This is a genomic window from Malacoplasma penetrans HF-2, assembly GCF_000011225.1.
GTDB classification, from domain to species: domain Bacteria; phylum Bacillota_I; class Bacilli_A; order Mycoplasmatales; family Mycoplasmoidaceae; genus Malacoplasma; species Malacoplasma penetrans.
The window spans coordinates 369,092-387,422 of record NC_004432.1; the positions used below are offsets into that span (position 1 = coordinate 369,092).

General features: G+C 23.5%; 15 protein-coding genes and 1 other RNA gene. 13 read left to right on the forward strand and 3 right to left on the reverse strand.

What is annotated here, in order from left to right; genetic code table 4:
- Window positions 1-117 precede the first annotated feature (117 nt).
- Both pepF and MYPE_RS01475 read left to right on the forward strand, forming a co-directional pair.
- Window positions 118-1,932, forward strand: a complete 1,815-nt coding sequence (pepF, locus tag MYPE_RS01470; protein ID WP_011077110.1) for an oligoendopeptidase F — start codon at window positions 118-120, stop codon at window positions 1,930-1,932.
- Window position 1,933: 1 nt separating this feature from the next.
- The gene (locus tag MYPE_RS01475) at window positions 1,934-2,716 is read left to right on the forward strand and encodes a hypothetical protein (protein WP_011077111.1); all 783 of its coding nucleotides are present in this window, start codon (window positions 1,934-1,936) and stop codon (window positions 2,714-2,716) included.
- Here MYPE_RS01475 and MYPE_RS01480 read toward each other — a convergent pair.
- Window positions 2,713-4,701, reverse strand: a complete 1,989-nt coding sequence (locus MYPE_RS01480; protein WP_152023088.1) for a hypothetical protein — start codon at window positions 4,699-4,701, stop codon at window positions 2,713-2,715. The genes MYPE_RS01475 and MYPE_RS01480 overlap by 4 nt on opposite strands.
- Window positions 4,702-4,961: 260 nt before the next feature.
- Here MYPE_RS01480 and hisS point away from each other — a divergent pair, with 260 nt between their 5' ends.
- The 6 genes from hisS to MYPE_RS01515 all read left to right on the forward strand — a co-directional run bounded on the left by hisS (window position 4,962) and on the right by MYPE_RS01515 (window position 11,933).
- The gene (gene hisS / locus MYPE_RS01490; protein WP_011077114.1) at window positions 4,962-6,242 is read left to right on the forward strand and encodes a histidine--tRNA ligase; all 1,281 of its coding nucleotides are present in this window, start codon (window positions 4,962-4,964) and stop codon (window positions 6,240-6,242) included.
- A 14-nt stretch (window positions 6,243-6,256) separates the two neighbouring features.
- Window positions 6,257-7,999 (forward strand): aspartate--tRNA ligase, encoded by a 1,743-nt coding sequence (aspS, locus tag MYPE_RS01495; protein WP_011077115.1) that lies wholly within the window; start codon window positions 6,257-6,259, stop codon window positions 7,997-7,999.
- 5 nt (window positions 8,000-8,004) lie between these two features.
- Complete coding sequence (trmB, locus tag MYPE_RS01500; protein WP_011077116.1) at window positions 8,005-8,667, forward strand: tRNA (guanosine(46)-N7)-methyltransferase TrmB; 663 nt, start codon at window positions 8,005-8,007, stop codon at window positions 8,665-8,667.
- A gap of 98 nt (window positions 8,668-8,765) precedes the next feature.
- Window positions 8,766-10,310 carry an MIP family Ig-specific serine endopeptidase gene (locus MYPE_RS01505; protein ID WP_011077117.1) on the forward strand — a complete coding sequence of 515 codons (1,545 nt, stop codon included), beginning with the start codon at window positions 8,766-8,768 and terminating at the stop codon, window positions 10,308-10,310.
- A gap of 167 nt (window positions 10,311-10,477) precedes the next feature.
- Complete coding sequence (locus MYPE_RS01510) at window positions 10,478-11,239, forward strand: P35 lipoprotein promoter DNA invertase (protein WP_011077118.1); 762 nt, start codon at window positions 10,478-10,480, stop codon at window positions 11,237-11,239.
- Window positions 11,240-11,303: 64 nt separating this feature from the next.
- Entirely contained in the window at window positions 11,304-11,933 is a 630-nt protein-coding gene (locus MYPE_RS01515; protein WP_011077119.1) for a hypothetical protein, read from the forward strand.
- Window positions 11,934-12,011: 78 nt separating this feature from the next.
- Here MYPE_RS01515 and MYPE_RS05365 read toward each other — a convergent pair whose 3' ends face one another.
- Window positions 12,012-14,063, reverse strand: coding sequence for a DUF2779 domain-containing protein (locus tag MYPE_RS05365; protein WP_011077120.1), 2,052 nt, complete (start codon window positions 14,061-14,063; stop codon window positions 12,012-12,014).
- 319 nt (window positions 14,064-14,382) lie between these two features.
- Between MYPE_RS05365 and MYPE_RS01525 the strand changes: the two genes are divergently transcribed.
- The 4 genes from MYPE_RS01525 (at window position 14,383) to MYPE_RS01535 (ending at window position 16,822) form a co-directional block, all read left to right on the forward strand.
- The gene (locus MYPE_RS01525) at window positions 14,383-14,922 is read left to right on the forward strand and encodes a ferritin-like domain-containing protein (protein WP_011077121.1); all 540 of its coding nucleotides are present in this window, start codon (window positions 14,383-14,385) and stop codon (window positions 14,920-14,922) included.
- A 133-nt stretch (window positions 14,923-15,055) separates the two neighbouring features.
- Window positions 15,056-15,460, forward strand: a transfer-messenger RNA (tmRNA) gene (gene ssrA / locus MYPE_RS05520).
- 273 nt (window positions 15,461-15,733) lie between these two features.
- On the forward strand, window positions 15,734-16,288 hold the full coding sequence (locus MYPE_RS01530) for an NADPH-dependent FMN reductase (protein ID WP_011077123.1): 555 nt from the start codon (window positions 15,734-15,736) through the stop codon (window positions 16,286-16,288).
- An 87-nt stretch (window positions 16,289-16,375) separates the two neighbouring features.
- On the forward strand, window positions 16,376-16,822 hold the full coding sequence (locus MYPE_RS01535) for a MarR family winged helix-turn-helix transcriptional regulator (protein WP_044891232.1): 447 nt from the start codon (window positions 16,376-16,378) through the stop codon (window positions 16,820-16,822).
- A gap of 75 nt (window positions 16,823-16,897) precedes the next feature.
- Here the strand turns inward: MYPE_RS01535 and MYPE_RS01540 are convergent, their stop codons facing one another.
- A complete protein-coding gene (locus MYPE_RS01540; protein WP_011077125.1) occupies window positions 16,898-17,470 on the reverse strand; it encodes an NUDIX domain-containing protein in 573 nt (190 codons plus the stop codon).
- 222 nt (window positions 17,471-17,692) lie between these two features.
- On the opposite strand from MYPE_RS01540, the gene MYPE_RS01545 reads away from it, so the two are divergent.
- Complete coding sequence (locus MYPE_RS01545; RefSeq protein WP_011077126.1) at window positions 17,693-18,325, forward strand: hypothetical protein; 633 nt, start codon at window positions 17,693-17,695, stop codon at window positions 18,323-18,325.
- The last annotated feature ends 6 nt before the right edge of the window (window positions 18,326-18,331 follow it).

Sequence of the window (18,331 nt, forward strand, 5' to 3'; positions counted from 1 at the left end):
ATATAAATTTATTGTTTTTCCACTAGTATTTATTTTAATTAATTATTTTAAATGTAAAAATTTTTTATTCTCATTGATAATTAATATATTAAATTTTTCTTTTTTATAGGTTTTAAGATGAATTATAAATATGACTGAGATTTATCAAGTTTGTTAGAAAATAAAAATTTAGATGAAGTATTTAATAACTGAGTTAATTTAAATAATGAACTTATAAAAATGTATGACAATGGGACATGTTATTCAAATTTAAATAAATTAAAAAAATATTTATTTTTTAAACTTGATATGGTTCCTATTGAAAATAAATTATATAACTATGTGTCTAATAAACTTAATGAAGACTTAGCAAATAAAGAAATGATAAATTGAAACCAAAAACTTTCTAGTAAAATATCTGAATTTCAGTTAAGTTTTGCTAATGAAATAAATATCATTTTAGATAATAAAGAATTAATAAAATCTTTTATTGAAAATGATTCTGAAATAAAAAAATTTGAAAGATTTTTTGATTTAATTTTTAAGGAAGAAAATCATAAATTATCAAATGAAGAAGAAAAGTTACTAGTTAAACTTTCATCTTGTTTTTCTCATGATTCAATGTTTTCAACACTTGTAGATTCTGAAATTAAACTAATTCCTGCACTTAACTCAAAAGGTAAAAATATTCAGTTTAAATCAATTAGTGAAATTGATTTTATTTTAGAAACTAGTAAAGATAGAGTTTTAAGAAAAAATGCATACAACTCTATTAATAAAAGTTTTATTAATTTTGAAAATACTTTAGCTACAGCCTTATATCAAAATTTTTTAACATTAAATCAAATAGCTAAAATTTATAATCATAAAGATTATTTAGCACAAGTTTGTTTTGAAGATGAAGTAGAAGTTGATTTTATTGATCATGTATATAATGAAGTTTCTAAATACCAAAAGAATTATCAAGACTTTTCTAAAATAGAAAATAAATATAGAAAACAAAAAATGAATTTAAGTAAGCTTGAACCATGAGACAAAGCTTTTGATATTTATAAAACTAATAAAAATAATTTAACAATTGAAGAAGCAAAAGAAATTGTTAGTGAATCTTTTAAAGTTTTCTCTGATGAATATCAATCAGTTGCCAAAAAATCATTTAATGAGAATTGAATATCATGATTACCAAAAGAAAACAAAACTAGTGGTGCTTACTCAGTTAGTAATACAAAAGGTTTAAACAAATATTATGTCTTATTGAATTTTGATAAAACTTTTTCAAGTGTTTATACAGTTGCTCATGAATTAGGACATGCAATTTGTTCATATTACACAAACAAAAATCAAGACATTTATTTTGAAAGTGAAATTTTTGATGCTGAAATACCCTCTGTTACAAATGAAGTTATTTTATCTTTGTTTTTGTTAAATAAGTATTCAAACAATAAAGAATTTAAACTTAAAATTTACAATGATTTGATTACTAATTTTTTTAGTACAACTATCAGACAAATAATGTTTAGTTATACTGAAAGAGAGATAATAAATTTCATAAATGAAAACAAACCTGTTGGAGCAAATGAGATTAAAGAAATTTATGCACACACTCATAAAAAATTCCTAGGGTATTCAGATAAAGATGTTAAAAGGTTATTATCTAAAAATGGTGAAAGTCTATCTATCATTTTTAGAATTGAACATTTTTATGATGGAATTTTTTATGTATATAAATACTCAATTGGAATGGTAGTTGGTATTTTAAGTGCTATAAAAATTATCAATAATGATAAAGACTTTTTATCTAAATACTATTCTTTTTTATCAGCAGGTACTTCACTAAGTCCATTAGATAAAATTAAATTATTAGACATTGATCTAACAACGTCTAAACCATGAGAAGATGTAAATAAAATTGTGGAAAAATGAATAAAAGAATATAAAGAATTAATAAAATAATATGCATTACAAATATCAAGACAGAATTTTTACAAGAAAACTTGAAGATAAAGAACTTGAAAAATATTTAGAATACAAAAATAAATTATTGACTAATGATTTTAATATTGATGTTTTTTACATTACTCAAAATAAATTAATTGAATATTTTGAGTTGAAAGAACATAAGTTTTTTATGATTTATTGTCTTGAAAAAATAAAAAAATGAATTTATTTTAATGAAGCATATACAGAAGAATATATTAATAAATTACAAAAAATTCTTCATAACTTCAGATTAACTAATAAATTAAATTCATATGAAACTGAATACATTAATCATGTTAAAGCTGTAGTTTTTAATAAAAAAAGAAATCTGAAACAATTAGTTACAGATTTCCAATTAATTAATAAAAAAGAAATAGTTTGTTTTAATTTCAGTGATTCATCAATTTTAAAAAAAGATGAGAATAATAACTATTATAAAAAGATAAATAAATGTGAAATTTATATTTCAAATTCAAGAATTATTATTAATCATCCTTCTTATATTTATTCAATTCATTTTAAATACATTTTTAACTACAGATTAGAAGATGATTTATTTAGATTAGATATTTATAATGAACATGAAAATGATTCTATGACTCATTTGTATTTTGATAGCAATGACAATTATGTTTTATATGTTAGTTTTGAAAGAATATTTAATCAATATACAAAAAACTTAGAACCTTATGTTTTTGAAAAGGGCGTTAATCCAGAAAGTTATAATAAATCAAAAGTTGATTATGAGCATGATTAATTAATTAAATAAACTGGTGATTTTTTAAACTTTTTCTGAATTAATTTATTCTCTTCATTTTCTTCATTGATAAAAATAAAATTAGGGCTGAACTTAATTTTTGAAGGGGATAGAATATCATAAATTTTTTTGTTCTCTCCAAATGATTTGTTGATATTAAAGTAAGAAACATTTAGCTCATTATTTAAATCTCTTAAATTTTTGATAAACAATTCTAGGTCATCAATACTTTCAAGATTACTGAAATCCAAATTAAAAATAAATTTGGATTTGTTAATACTGAAACTATTGATTTTTTTAACTAAATTTTTTACTGAAAAACTTCTTTTAGCTAATTCTAAAATTGGATAATTAATGACAATATTGTGGTGATTATATTTTTTCTTATTTTCACTAACTAATCTTTCAGAAAGTTTTAATGTTCTTAAAGCAAAGTTTCTTAATATTAATGTTTGATCTTCTTCTGAAGATATCTTGTTATAGATATCTTTAAAATCATATATTTGTTCATCTATTCAAATCACGCCAGGTATTAAAAAATATTGAGAGATATTTGAATTAATCTTTTTAGCCTTAACTGAATTTATGTTTATATAGCTTTTATCTAAAGTATAGTTTTCTTTTACTTTTTTAAAATCAGTCTTATTACTGTTATCATCTATATCTTTGAAGTTAAAAACTTTAACACTATTTTTATATTTTTTGCTAACTCAGTGACTTTTTAATTTTTGGTTATATTCAACAAGTTTTTCAAAATCGTTTGAATGCATCCCATAAATTGAAACAAAACAAGATGTTTCAAAGTAATATTCTTTATCTTTAAAGATAACAGGTTTACTAGAAAACTCTTTGAACTTTTCTTCTAATAAATTAAAGAAATCATTTCTATCTCTATCTGCTAAAAAATTATTTTCATATGACTTTACTAAATTCAATTCATTGGCATTTATTTCATAAAAAAAACCATATTCATTTCACTTGGTTTTGAAAAAGAACATGTGTTGTATTTTTTTTAAATTCTTTTTAACTTTTTTATTAGTCTTTTCTACTGGTGTATTAAAATCTTTTTTTAAAAAATTTTTCAAATTATCAATTAATAGTTTTAATACATCTCTGTTTTCTGTATATACATCATTTGTAAGTTTAAATTCAAAAGTAATAAATAAACCTGTTCTAATTTTGTTATTTCTTACATGGTTATTAAAAGCATTTTTAGAATATCCACTATTTACAAAAATTTCATTGTCATACATGATTGATTCTTTAAGAGTAAATGTGTTGTCTAAAATTCTTTTTATTAAACTAGATACTGCAACAGAAGCTAAAAAAAGTAATCAATTAACTAATATATTTACAAAGATCACACTTCATTGTGTCATTGATGCACTGATAATAAAAAAAGCTGTAAATCTTACAATTGAGAAAAGAATTAAACTTACAATTGGTCAAATTATAAATAATCAATAAATTTTATTTGATTTACTTTTTTTTAATTCACTTCTTTTTAAAAAAACATTGCTAATTAAAGCAAAAATATAAGATAAAAAATAAAAAATAATTAGATATATCAGTGATAAAAAAGGAGTTTCATTTCCTCCGTAAATTAAATATAAAATGTTAGAAATGATAAATGCAGGAATAGTACCTATCATTATTCAGTGGCTTACAAATATACCAACTACTAAAAAAACTATTACTTGCATTGAAATCAAATAAAAGTTGGAATTAATAATATTGTTTACATAATAAAACAATGGGATAACAGCAGCTGATAAAGTCATTCCAATTGCTTGATAAATAAATATTTGTTTTATATATCCAATGTTTTTAAATGAAAATATTTTTTTAGATATAGTAGTTGATAAAAAGTGTATCAACACTGACATTGCTATAGAAAAAAGAACTGATAATAAAACAACTAGAAAAAAATCAGATAAATTAGTGAAATCTAAAAAAGGGGTAATAAGGCTTTGTAAATTTATCATATTTGATTTAGGTTTAATTAATGATATTCATTTTTATTATTATAAGTATATAGAATAAATTGACAATGATTTAATGATTATCCTTATTTATAAATAAATTATTTAGTTTGTGGTTTTATTTTGACTTAGCAAAACCGTTTAATAACACATTAAGTAATTACTTTATAACAAACTAATTCATTTATTGCTTTTTATAAGAAAATGAATAAAAATATTTACTCTGATTTAAACTTAATATGATTATTTAATGGAGATTAGTAATGGTAATCAAAAAACCAAGAGGAACATATGATTTATTTGGTGAAGAAATTGAGGTTTTTAACAAAATAAATGATGTTCTAAAAACAATAAGTAATACATATAATTGTCATGAAATTAAAACGCCTATTTTTGAACACAAAGAACTATATATTAGAAACATTGGTGAAAGTAGCGATATTGTTACTAAAGAGTTTTATGATTTCAAAGATAAGTCAGATAGAGAATTAGCTTTAAGACCAGAAAACACTGTTGGTGTTATTAGAAGTGTTGTTGAAAATAAACTTTTATATACAAATCCTTTTCCTTTGAAGTTTTATTATTTAGGTCCAATGTTTAGGTATGAAAGACCTCAAAGTGGAAGAAACAGACAATTTTATCAATTTGGAATTGAGTTTATAGGTGTTAAAAATATCCTTAATGAAATTGAAGGTATTTTATTTGCATTAGACATTTTAAAAAAACTAAACATTACTAATTGAAAATTAAAAGTGAATTATATTGGAAGTATTGAAACAAGAGAAAAATGAATTAACTCTTTAAAAAAATACTTTAACAAATATAAAGATGAGTTATCAGAAGACTCAAAAAATAGAATTGAAAAAAACCCATTAAGAATTTTGGATGATAAAGTGGATGGATCAAAATCTTTTGTTAAGAGTTGTCCAAAAATAGAAGAATTTTTAACAAAAGAAGAAAAAGAAGAATCAGATAATTTTATTAAATGTTTAAAAACTATAGTTAATGAATTTGAATTTGATAGCACTCTTGTAAGAGGTTTAGATTATTACTCAGGACCTGTATTTGAAATAGTAAGCCAATCAAATAAATTAACAGGACAATCAACAATTATAGGTGGTGGAAGATACACTAAACTTACTAAAGAACTAGGGGATAATGATTATATTTGTTTTGGGTTTGCATTAGGGATGGAAAGATTAATGCTAGCTTATAGAGATGAAAATCAATTTCTGTCTAATAATTCAGTAGATGTATATATTGCTTCAATTGGATCAGTTGAATCTGAATTAGTTGCTATGAACTTTGCAAATCAATTAAGAAATTTAAACTATAGAGTTGAAGTAAATTTTGATTTAAAAAAAATAGATAAACAATTTAAAAATAGTAATAAATATAACCCAAAAATTATTTTAATTTATGGTGATGAAGATCATAAAAATAAACAAGTAACTTTAAAAAACCAAAAGACCCTTGAAAACAAAGTTATAAAACTTAATGAATTAAATAATAAAATTAAAGAATTTTTTGAAAGTGATAAATAAAAAAGGTATTAATAATGAAAACTAATAATGTTGTATATTGTGGGAATGTTGATAATAAACTTGTAGGAAAAGAGGTTGTAATTAAAGGATGAATTAAAAAGAACAGAAAATTGGGTTCTTTAATTTTTATTGATATCTATGACATTACAGGGATTGTACAAGTTGTAGTTGAAGAGGAAAATAAATTTTTTAACAACTGTTTACAAACACCTAAAGAATCAGTAGTTGAAGTAATTGGAATAGTTAGAAAAAGAAGTAATGTAAACAAAGAGTTAAAGACTGGTGAATTTGAAATTGATTTAAAAGAATTCAAATTATATTCAAAAGCTGAAACTCCTCCTTTTTTAATTCAAGATGATACAGATGGTTTAGAAGATTTGAGATTGAAATATAGATACTTGGATTTAAGAAGACCAGTAATGCAAAACAATATTATTAATAGAGGGAAAATAATTAATTTATTTAGAAGCTTTTTAGTTAAAAATAATTTTAATGAAATAGAAACACCTTACTTATCTAAACAAACTCCAGAAGGTGCAAGAGATTATTTAGTTCCAACTCGTAGTAAAAAATTCTTTGCCCTTCCTCAATCTCCTCAAATCTATAAACAACTATTAATGGTTTCAGGAATGGATCGTTATTTCCAAATTGCTAGATGTTTTAGAGATGAAGACTTAAGAGCAGATAGACAACCTGAATTCACACAAATTGATATTGAAACTTCATTTTTATCAGATCTTGAAATTCAATCTATTGTTCAAGAAATGTTTATTTATGTTTTCAAAGAATTCTTTAATATTAAATTAAAAACTCCTTTTACTAGAATGTCTTATAGTGATGCAATTGAATATTATGGTTCAGATAAACCAGATATTAGATTTGAAAATAAAATCATGAATTTAACAAATTATTTTAAAGATACAAACTTTAAAATATTTAAATCTATTTACGAATCTAAAAATAGAATTTCAGCAGTATTTGTTGAAGATAACATTGTAAAACAAGATATTAAAAAATTAGAGAAATTAGCTCAAGATAATAAAGCCAAAGGTTTAGCTTATTTATATATTGAAAATGGAAAAATGAGTTCTGGTTCAATTGCAAATGTAATTGAAAGTGAAATCATTGAAAAAATATGTAAAGATAACAAATTATCAAATGGTACATTATTCTTTGTTGCTGACAAATATGAAATAACTCAACAAGCATTAGGAGCTATTAGAAAAGAGTTTGTTAACATTTCAAAGAAAATCAAAATGAATGAAGAGTTTGCTTTCTTATGAGTTGTTGATTGACCATTATTTGAATACAGTGAAGAAGAAAAAAGATATGTTTCAGCTCATCACCCATTTACAATGCCAACAGCTGAAACACTAGATACTTTTGATAAGGACCCTGCAAATGCAAAAGCAATAGCATATGACTTAGTTTTAAATGGGTTTGAAATTGGTGGTGGATCTTTAAGAATTTATAACAGTGAATTACAAACAAGAATGTTTAAATTTTTAGGTCTTAATGATAGCCAAGTAAAAGAAAAATTTGGATTCATTATAAATGCATTCAAATATGGGGTTCCTCCTCATGGTGGAATAGCTTTTGGGATTGAAAGAATTTTAATGATTATGTTGAATACTAACAGTATTAGGGATGTAATTGCTTTTCCTAAAAATTCAAGTGGTGTAGATTTATTATTTGAAACTCCATCTGATGTTTCAAATGAAAGTTTGAAAGAATTAGGTATTAAATTAGAAAAATAAAAATTATGGGTAGATTAAGAAAAGATTATCAAGATGAATTAAGATTGTTTAACAGTCAAGAGTTTTATGTTTTAAACCCTAATCAATACAAAGGATTATGGAATCAACAAATATTTAAAAATAACAACAATATTGAAATTGAAGTTGGGACTGGTAAAGGTACTTTTATTTTTAATAAAGCATTAAAAAATAAAAATATAAATTTTATTGCTATTGATAAATATCCAACTATACTAGCTAAATTATTAAATAAATTAGAGTCTTGTAGTGAAACTTTAACTAATATAAAAATCATTAGTATAGATGCTAAAAACATTAATGATATTTTTGATAAGAGTGAAATTAGTAAAATTTATTTAAATTTTGTTGACCCATGACCTAAAACTCATCATGAAAAATTTAGACTAACAAATTCTTTTTATTTAAATTTATTTTTGCCTTTATTAAAACAAGATGGATTAATTGAATTCAAAACAGATAATTTAAACTTCTTTAATTATTCACTTTCTGTTGCTAGAGAAAATTCTTTTTGTTTAACTTTTGCCACAAAGAATTTATATAGCTCAGCTCATGCTAAAGATAATATCCAAACTGAGTATGAAAGAAAATGATCAAATAGAGGATACAAAATTAATAAACTGGTAATTAAAAATAACATTTCACAATAATACTTATATTTAATATTGTTAATAAAATAATTAATAAAAAATTATTTTGTTGATTATTTAATTTTTTAAACTTATAAATTAAGTGAGGTCTAGGTATTATGAAAAGAAAAGTTATTACTATTTTAGCTTCAGTATCTGTTGGCTTAATAGCAATTGTGACTGCTGTTCCAATTTCTTATTCTGTAAATAACCACACTAATAGTAATAGTGGTTATGATAGTGATAATGATTCTAATAATTTTCCCAATCAAAATAATTCCAATAATGGATCAAATCAAAACAATATAGATCCAAACTGAAATAGTAATTGAACTCCCATAACTTATGCTAACAAAGCTAACCCTATTAATGATGGTGGTGGAGCTCATATGTTTGCTAAATATGATTCAAGATCAAATTCACTTATACCATCTGTTGGTCCAAAAGGTGTAACACCATCTCCTGGTGTTCCTAAAAACTCAGGGTTTTCAAGAAATTATTTATATAACGAAACACAAGTCAAACAAGCTAAAAGAACTGTAGGGATTGGATTCATTAGAGGAAAGGGAATGGGAATAAACTCTGGCACTGGATGAATTCTAGATTATAAATTAACTCAAGATTCTAGTTCATACCCATTAACTTGATACTTTGCAACAAATGCTCATGTGATTCAAAACTTAAGAGTTAAAAATGACATTATAACTCCAGAACGTTATGAGAATATAGAAAATAGTACTTATAATACTGAACAAATTAAGTTCACATCATTAAAAGATTATTCAATGAATACTAATTTAGACTTTTCTCATGAATATACTTATTTAACTCCAAAATTGGACAGCAATGGTGTATCCAACATTAGAACAGTAATGATTGGAAATGATTTTTTAAAAACTTCACCATCTTACTTTTCAAAATATGAAAAATATCAAAAGTTTGAAGAGTATGCAGATTTTGCTGTAATGGAAGTTACATTTGATGATGAACAACAAGCAAGAAAAGTTACTAATAATTATGCAGATGATAAAACTAATCAGTTTAAATATAAGAAACAAAGTTTGTTAGCTCATCCAGAAGATATTAAACCAAACAATTATTCAATAGTTGGTTTTCCTGCAATTGATCCTATAAAAAATTATGCTTGATCTAATATTGCAGTTAATAGACCTGAAAATCCAACAGAAGAACAGAAGAAAGAATTATCAAGTTTGGCATCTACAGGATTTTATAATACCTATAAAGATAAAGTTGGTGTATTTGATGCTACAATTGGATTATCATTTTTCACAACTACTTATTCTGTACAACCTACAACTTTTAAAGAAGAAAATTTCTTACCTTGAGGATTATTATATCCAACAGATTATTCAGCATTAACTCAAGGTTCATCTGGTAGTATGATGATGGATAAAGATGGTTATACATGAGGAATTCATTTCTTAATTGATCCAGATGCTTCAGTGAGTTTTTCTCAAGCTTTATATAGTGAAGGTTTTGATTATGGTGGTGCTTTTGGTAAATACAATCTTGAAGGCTATGACCTAATAGATGGTGGATTTATAAACCAAAAGAAATCTTATCGTGATGGTTTGATTCAACTTTATGGTAAAGATAATAGTTTTAAAACTAATTTATATCCTAATGGAGTTAACAGAAATTAAATAGTTAATTGCATTAATTTAAAAACTAGAACTTATTTAAATAATGTTCTAGTTTTTTGTTTATTTACTTTTTAAAAGCTTTAGTTTTGATAATGATTCCATTTAAGTTTGCTGCTTTTGCTGTCCATATAAATATACCTATTATTTACAAAATAAAGGAAAATACTATGGAAAAATTAAAAAAATTTAAAGAATGACTGATCAACATTAAAGGATACAGCCCAAAAACTATTGAAGTATATTGTAAATATGCTCATTTTTTAATAGAGAATGATGAAAACTATTTTATCACTATGGAAAAATATAAACATACTACCAACAATTCCAAAAGAATAATCTTAAGTTCTTTCAAAAAATACTATGAATTCACAGATGATAAAAGAAGAGAAGAAATTGAGTTGCCTAAAAAAGAAAAAAGAGTTCAAGATTATGTAACTTATGATGAGTACATTAAAATTATAGATTTTATAAAAAATCACAAAAGTAGCAACATGAGTTTAGCAATTATAAGACTGTTGTTTGAAACAGGGATTAGATCAGCTGAACTATTGAATATTAAAACCAGTGATATTTATAAAAATAGAATAAGAATCTATGGAAAAAACAGATTAGAAAGATTTATTTATGTATGTGATTCTTTAGAAAAAATATTGAATCAGTTAGTTAAGAAAAGAAATAAAGAAAATGTAGACAAAGTCTTTCCTATTACTTACAAAGCTTTATATAAAAGAGTTAGAAACTTGAGCAAGAAAGTTAATAAAAAGTTATCTCCCCATATGTTTAGAAGAGGATTTGCAACACATTGCATTGGTAAGAACATTGGTATTTACCAAATTTCTTTAATGATGGGCCATGAAAACATAAATACCACAAAGAACTATATTAAGTGTTCTTACTCAGAAGAAATGATGTCTTCAATTTTCAAGTAATTTGTATATAAAAAGAACTAATTCTATTTATAATAAAATTCATTTGATTTCTAAGGTTTAAATTATGAATAAAGTATACACAATTTTAAATAATGTTCTTATAGCGGGGATTGGTATATTTGGTATTGCCACAGTTGCTACAACTTTTGAGTTATTTACTAACTATAATTTAGCATCAAGAGAATATAGTTTCTATTATGCTTATTCTTCTGCTGACAAATCTGTAAAAGATACTATTAGTAATGAATTAAAAGAAGTTATTAAAACTAAATATAGTGGAAGCAATAATACTGAATATTTATCATTAGATACAATAGAAAGTTTAACTAGTAAGGGTTCAAAAAGTTTTTTTGATTTCTTAAAAAATAAGAACAATGAGAATTCTATTATTTACAATTATGAAGTTAATAACACTATATCAAATAATATTAATAGTGCTACTTTTTCAACAAACTTATCAAGTCTTAAATCAAAAATTCAATCCTTACAAAATACAGATGAAACTCTTTATAGAAAAGCTGTTAAATATGCAAATGAATTGGTGGTAAAAAATTATAAATATAAAAAGACCCCAGAAAATATAAGTTTTATTTCTGGAATGATATTTGTTTTCATTGCTATTATATGAGCTATAGTTTTCTGGACTATTTTTTTATATAAAAGAAAGCATAGTAAAGCAAAAACTACTAAGTAATATTTTTTTTAGTCTGTAATAAAAAAAAATATAATGTCTAAATTTAATAGACATTATATTTTTTAATTTAAAGTATTATTACTCATTAATTACATCTTCATATTTGTTTAATAAATCTTTAATAAATAGTTCAATTGCAATCATTGATCTTACATCATTTTCACAATAAGTTTTCATTTCATTTTCTAATTTTTTTCACTCTGAATCACTTACTAAATCAAAAAACCTTTTAGTTGTTTCTTCTTGGCAGACTTGACCATTGCCTATTTTTAAAGTGTTGTAATCTAAACATTTAGCTTGTTCATATATTTTTTGATTATATTTACCAACTAAGGGTAACACTTTTTTGATTGAGTAAAATCCATATAATTCTTTGAAAAAGATGTAATAACCAACTTTATCAGTGCCTGAGGATAAAATAAAAAAATCTGCTAAATCATAAATATTTTTGTTAATTTGTTCTACTTTAAATGTATATTCTTTTTCATTAATAAATTTAGCCATTTCTTTTAATCTAGAACACTCAAATGATTTATTGTAAACAATGTATGAAGTGCTGTGAGGAGAGCTAATTCTAACTGATAAACCATCTTTAATAGGCTCTGGTCCAAAGTATATTGAATCTATAATTTGTTTAAACCAATCAATGTTAATATTTTTGGGGTCAATGATAAGGTTATCACAAGTTAGATTTTCTATTTTACTGTTAGTAGTAGATTTTATTATTGAACATTGAGTAACAATTTGCATAAAAGGTAAAGAGTTATCAATCACTCTAATAGGTGAGCTTATAGTTTCAAAGTCAAAGTAAACTTTATTTTCTTTTAATTCATTTATTTTGATATTACAAAATTCATTGTTAATAAGTCCTGCTTTTTTTGTGTTAAATAAGTTTAGGTAAAATTCAGGATTTTTTGATGGTTGCTTTAAAAAGTTTTTTATGTCATCTTTCTTTTTTATTTTCTCTATTGCTTCTATTGTTTGATCTGCAACTTTTCCTGAATAGTTATAAAGGTTATATCCCATCAGTGAATATAATTTTTTTTCTGTTGGGAAATAATCACAATTTTTTATTGGGCTTTTATCATTTACTGAAGGTGCAAAAGTAGGAAAACTCTCTTCATTTAAAGAATCTTTATGAGATTGAAGTTTAGATATTGCTTCAACAAACTCACTGTTTATTTTTTTTATTAATTCATATGATTTTGCATATTTTTTTCTTGTTGCAGGATATTTTGGACACTCTGTATTTGACTCAATATCATTGTAATTTTCATACATTAAATCTTTTATTTTTAAAGGTTCTATATCTTCATCATATGGAATACCTTTCTTAATTTGGTTTGAAATAAGAACAATCTCTTCTTTTCTTCTATTTTCTTTTATCCTTGGTGAGACTGTTACTGTTTTAGATAAATTTATATATGGAGTAGTTTCTAAACTTACTTCATTCTTATTTAAAAACTTATACTCTATTAAACATAATTCATAATCAAATAATAAATTTTGCTTTAACAAATAATCTTGGTTTTCTATTACATGCATCTGAAAATATAAATCTAAGTAGTGAACAAATTTTGCAGATGTTGTTCCTTTTGTTTCTATAACTGTTAATTTATTATTTTCTTTTACAACAGCATCTGATTTTGTAATCATATTTTTATAAATAAATACTGGCTGAAAAATAATAATAGATTCATGCTGTTCTAATAATTCTTGAGTCTTATCAGCTTGTTCTTTATTCTTTTTAAATTTCAATTCTTGCTCTATATCTACAACTGTTTGAATGTGTTTATATTTTTCACATAAATAGTTTCTAGAAGCTTTATCAATGATGTTTCCTTGAACCATGTAGATGTTTTTGTTTTGTTCAGCAGATGTTGGATTGTTTTCCTTAAATTGTTTGTATAGTTCATAACTATCAATTTCTAACTCATCACTATCTTCTAATTCATCATAACTATTTTCATCATTAATATTAAAATTCTTATTCTTTTTCTTTGATAAATATAAATTTATTTCTCATTCTAGTTTTTCTTCAATTTCATTTATACTAAAAAACCACAAACCTTTTGGTTTTGTGTAATAGTCAATATAGTTATATTTGCTTAAATATTCAGATTTTTTCATAATTATATTTTTTAAACCAATACTTTAAAGTATATAAAAGTATCTTCAAAATATTGAGTAAAAATAAATTTAACATAAAGTTGTAGGTAAGATTCACTTGCTAATATAAACTATATTAAAGTTTTATAAATAACATATTTGTTTTATTGTTTTGTGCTACACAAATAGAGTAAAAGCACTATATTAGGTAAATAATTATTACTAATTACCTTTTTAATTTGTCTTGTTCAATAAATTAAACATTAATTTGTAAGATTGATTATTTTTTGAGTATAAAAGGAGTAAACTTTTTATAATAATTAAAACCAAGGAGAAAACTATGAGTGATAGTGTATTTAATAAAGATGAAAGAATAATGGACTTAGTGTCTAAACATTATAATGTTGAGTTATGTGCAGCAAATTTATATTTCCATTTAGCAACTGTTTCTAAAGCATTAGGATATGATAATGTTGCGGCTTTTTTTGTAAAAATGGGATCTGATAAACAATCAGCTCACATGTCAAGATTAGTAAAATATATGATGAAAGTTGATAGCATTTTAAAAATTAATCAAATTTCAGTTCCAGAATTAGTAAGTTTTGAAACAATTCAAGAAGTTTTAGATGCAGCATTAAAAATGGAATCAAAAGTTAGAGAAAGTGTTAAGAATGTAACTGAAATTTCTTTACTTGCAAAAGATTTTGAAACTTTTGAAAGAATGCAATGATTTGTTAAAGACTCAATTGAAGATTTAGAAGAAATTAGTGATGTTTGAACATATGTTCATTCACCTAATGTTAATTTAATTAACATAGAAAATATTGTTGGTAAAAAACTTAAAAAATCTGAATATGATGATGACCATGATGAAGATTAATTTCAAATTAATCTAATCATATTTGAATTTTTTATAAAACTATTAAACTCCCTTTTAGTGAAATACTCTAAAGAGGGGTTTTTTATATATAATTAAATAAGCACATTTTATTAAAATGTGCTGGAAATTATTTGGGGATGTCACGGTTTCGACATGAATGGTTGATCTTCAAATGCAGCAGGGTAAGCCCTTTACAGCTGTCGAGGCTAATAAATGCTAAGAACAATAAAAACGAAGCTGTTGAAGTAGAATTAAACGACTTTGAAATCAACGCTTTAAGCCAAAACGCTAATTTAGCTTTATACGCTTAATTACATTTGGTAATAAGTTCATATCTTTTTCTAGGTAGGTATGAATGTTTAATAACTAGATAGCTAATTTAATTCCTATAACAATTAGTGAAGTTCGTTAGGATTACTTTTATTTATGGGTTGTTCTTTGCCTCTATTTAAAAGGACATATTAAAGTTAGAACTAAGCTGTAGATTTTGTCGCATTGCTATTTGTGGAAACGGGTTCGACTCCCGTCATCTCCACCATATATTACAAAGAAGGTAAAGCTTTAATGTAATGCCAACAAACAATATGTAATTACTAAAATAAATTACATATTGTTTTTTATTTTTAAATTCAATACATTTTTATTTATTTATGGATGAAATAATTTTAAGCAGCATTTCATTTATAAGTATTCAATCAATATCTTTTTTAACCCTAACAAATAACTATTTATTAAATAAAAATAAAATAATATATAAATTATCACTAATTAGTGATAATATTATTTCATTCTGTTTATAGAGGTATATAAAATGAAAATATTATTTGTGATTGGAAGTTTAAGAAAAGAATCTTTCAACAAACAATTAGCAGCTAGTGCTGAAAAACTTTTAGTGTCAAAAGGTGTGGAAGTTGAATACTTACAATATGGTGACTTACCTTTCGTTAACCAAGATATAGAATTCCCTGCACCTAATTCTGTGGTTGATGTTAGAAATAAAATTAAATCTGCTGATGGTGTGTGATTATTTACACCTGAATACAATTTTTCAATTCCTCCTGTTGTGAAAAATTTATTTGATTGAATATCTAGACCATTAACACCAATGCAAAGAGAAACAGCTATAAGTAATGGTGTAAAAATTACTTTAAGTGGAGCTGGTGGACAACCTGCAACTATCAATGCTAGAAATGCATTAGTTAATTTATTTGAATTCATTGGTATGAAAGTTTATAAAGATAATCAAACTGGAGTTGGTGTTCCTAACAACTCTTGAATGACTAATGTATTAGAATTAAGCGCAAATGATTTGAAATCTTTAGAAGTTCAAGCAAATGGATTTGTAGATTTTTTAAAAAATAACTAATATAGATTAATATCCTTCATTGGTTTGAAGGGTATTTTTTCTTATAAAAACAATTTATTAATATCTGAAATAACCTATAATTTTTGTATGAAAAATATTGAAGAACTTTTAAAAAAATATAGTCTTGAATTAAAAACTATGATTGTTTTTAGAAAAGCTGGTAAAGTGATTTCTAATAAGGAAGAAGAAGTTTTTAATAAATACAATGTTACTATAACTCAATTTGGGGTATTGGATTTATTAAGAGCTAAAGGAAAATTGATGGTTCAAGATTTAATTGAAAAACTATTTACAACTTCTGGAAACATTACTTGTGTTTTAGCTAATATGGAAAAAAATGATTTAATCAAAAAAGAAGTAAACCCTGATGACAAAAGATCATTTTTAATTTCATTAACATCAAAAGGTAGAAAACTTATTGATGAATTATTAGTTGAGCATGTTGAAAATGTTAATGATATTTTTTCTGTTTTAACAACAGAAGATAAAGAGAATTTAATCCAAATTTTTAAAAAATTCAAAAATTTAAAATAATAAATCTTTTTAAATAAATGACTTTACACTTTACAAGTAAATTAACTTCAAAATTTATTATTCTTAATTTTTTATTTAGTCTTTTTTCACTGAAGAAAAAACTAATTTATTTTTGATTTTTAAAAAATGAAAGTAACAAATTGATAGTCCTTGCATACAAATTTGATTGTCAATTAGATTTAAAAGTTCTTTTTCTGTTACTCATAAATTTTTACTAACCGATTCAAATATACTTCCATCATTTTCTGGTATAGATTCTTTTAAACCTGTTACATCACATAAATAGAAAAATATTTTTTCATTCATTTGAGTAGTGGCAATAGATGGATTAATTTCATAAACTAGATCTTTATTAATTTTGATCCCTGCTTCTTCTCAACATTCCCTAATTACAGTTTCAATAGGTATTTCATTTTCATCAATTGAACCAGTTATTGGGCATGGATATAATTGATCTCATCTTTCTTTTTCTTCAATTTCAGGAAGTGGTTGATATCTTATCAAAAACAAATATTCATTATTTTCTTTTTTATAACATAATAAAGCAACACTATTTATTGAAGCCCTTTGGCAATAATAAAAACCTTTTTCAGTTTTATACATTGATAAATATTTAGTTTTGATTATTAATTTATTATTTTTTGTCATTTGAATTCTTATTAATAATTTTCTTTTATAGTTTCATAATATTATTAATTTTTAAGTTTAAAAATAAAAAAGATAATAAATTGTTTTTTTGTAATAGTGTTTGAATTTCACCAAATGTGTTAAGCATTGCAATATTTAATATCACTTAATTTAAAATGGTTTTACTAATTAGGTTAAAATTATTAAAGATTTATTAAACCTAAAATTGGAAATTTTATTAATATGGCAAAAAATAATAGTAAAAAAAGTAGAAGTCAAAGAAAAAATGATTCTAACAAAAATGTTCAAGCTAAAGTTGAAAAAAAGAACCAATTTGTTTTAACTGAAGAAGATATTGAAGTGGTTAAAACAAAAACACAAAATTTAATTTCTCAGTTAGAAAAAAGATCAAAAAATATCTTTTTATTTAAAAAGAAAAAACTAATTCAATCTCAAATAAAAGACTTACAAATGCTTTTAGAACAAGAACAATTTTATTTATTAGATTCTAAATTAAAAGCTATTGAAGAAATTGAACAAAAAGAAAAAGAAGAAATTGAAAAAACAAAAGCAAATGCAAAGGTTAAAGAACCTAAAAAAAGAAAAAGTTTTTCTGAAATTATAAATGCTATTAAAACATTTGATTCTTGACCGCTATATTCTAGAACTAAAAAAATAATTGCAAATTATTCTGATTCTGAAAGAAATAAAAGATTAATTTTAATGTACTCATTAGTTTTTATTTTATTTGCAGTTGCTATTATTGGTTTACTACTGTGTTTAAATGTAATTCCTTATGCAATTGGTGGAGACACAAATGGTATTGGTAAAGTTGTTTGTTTAGTTTTTCCAATTGTCTGCTTGTTTTTTGTTTAAGATTGG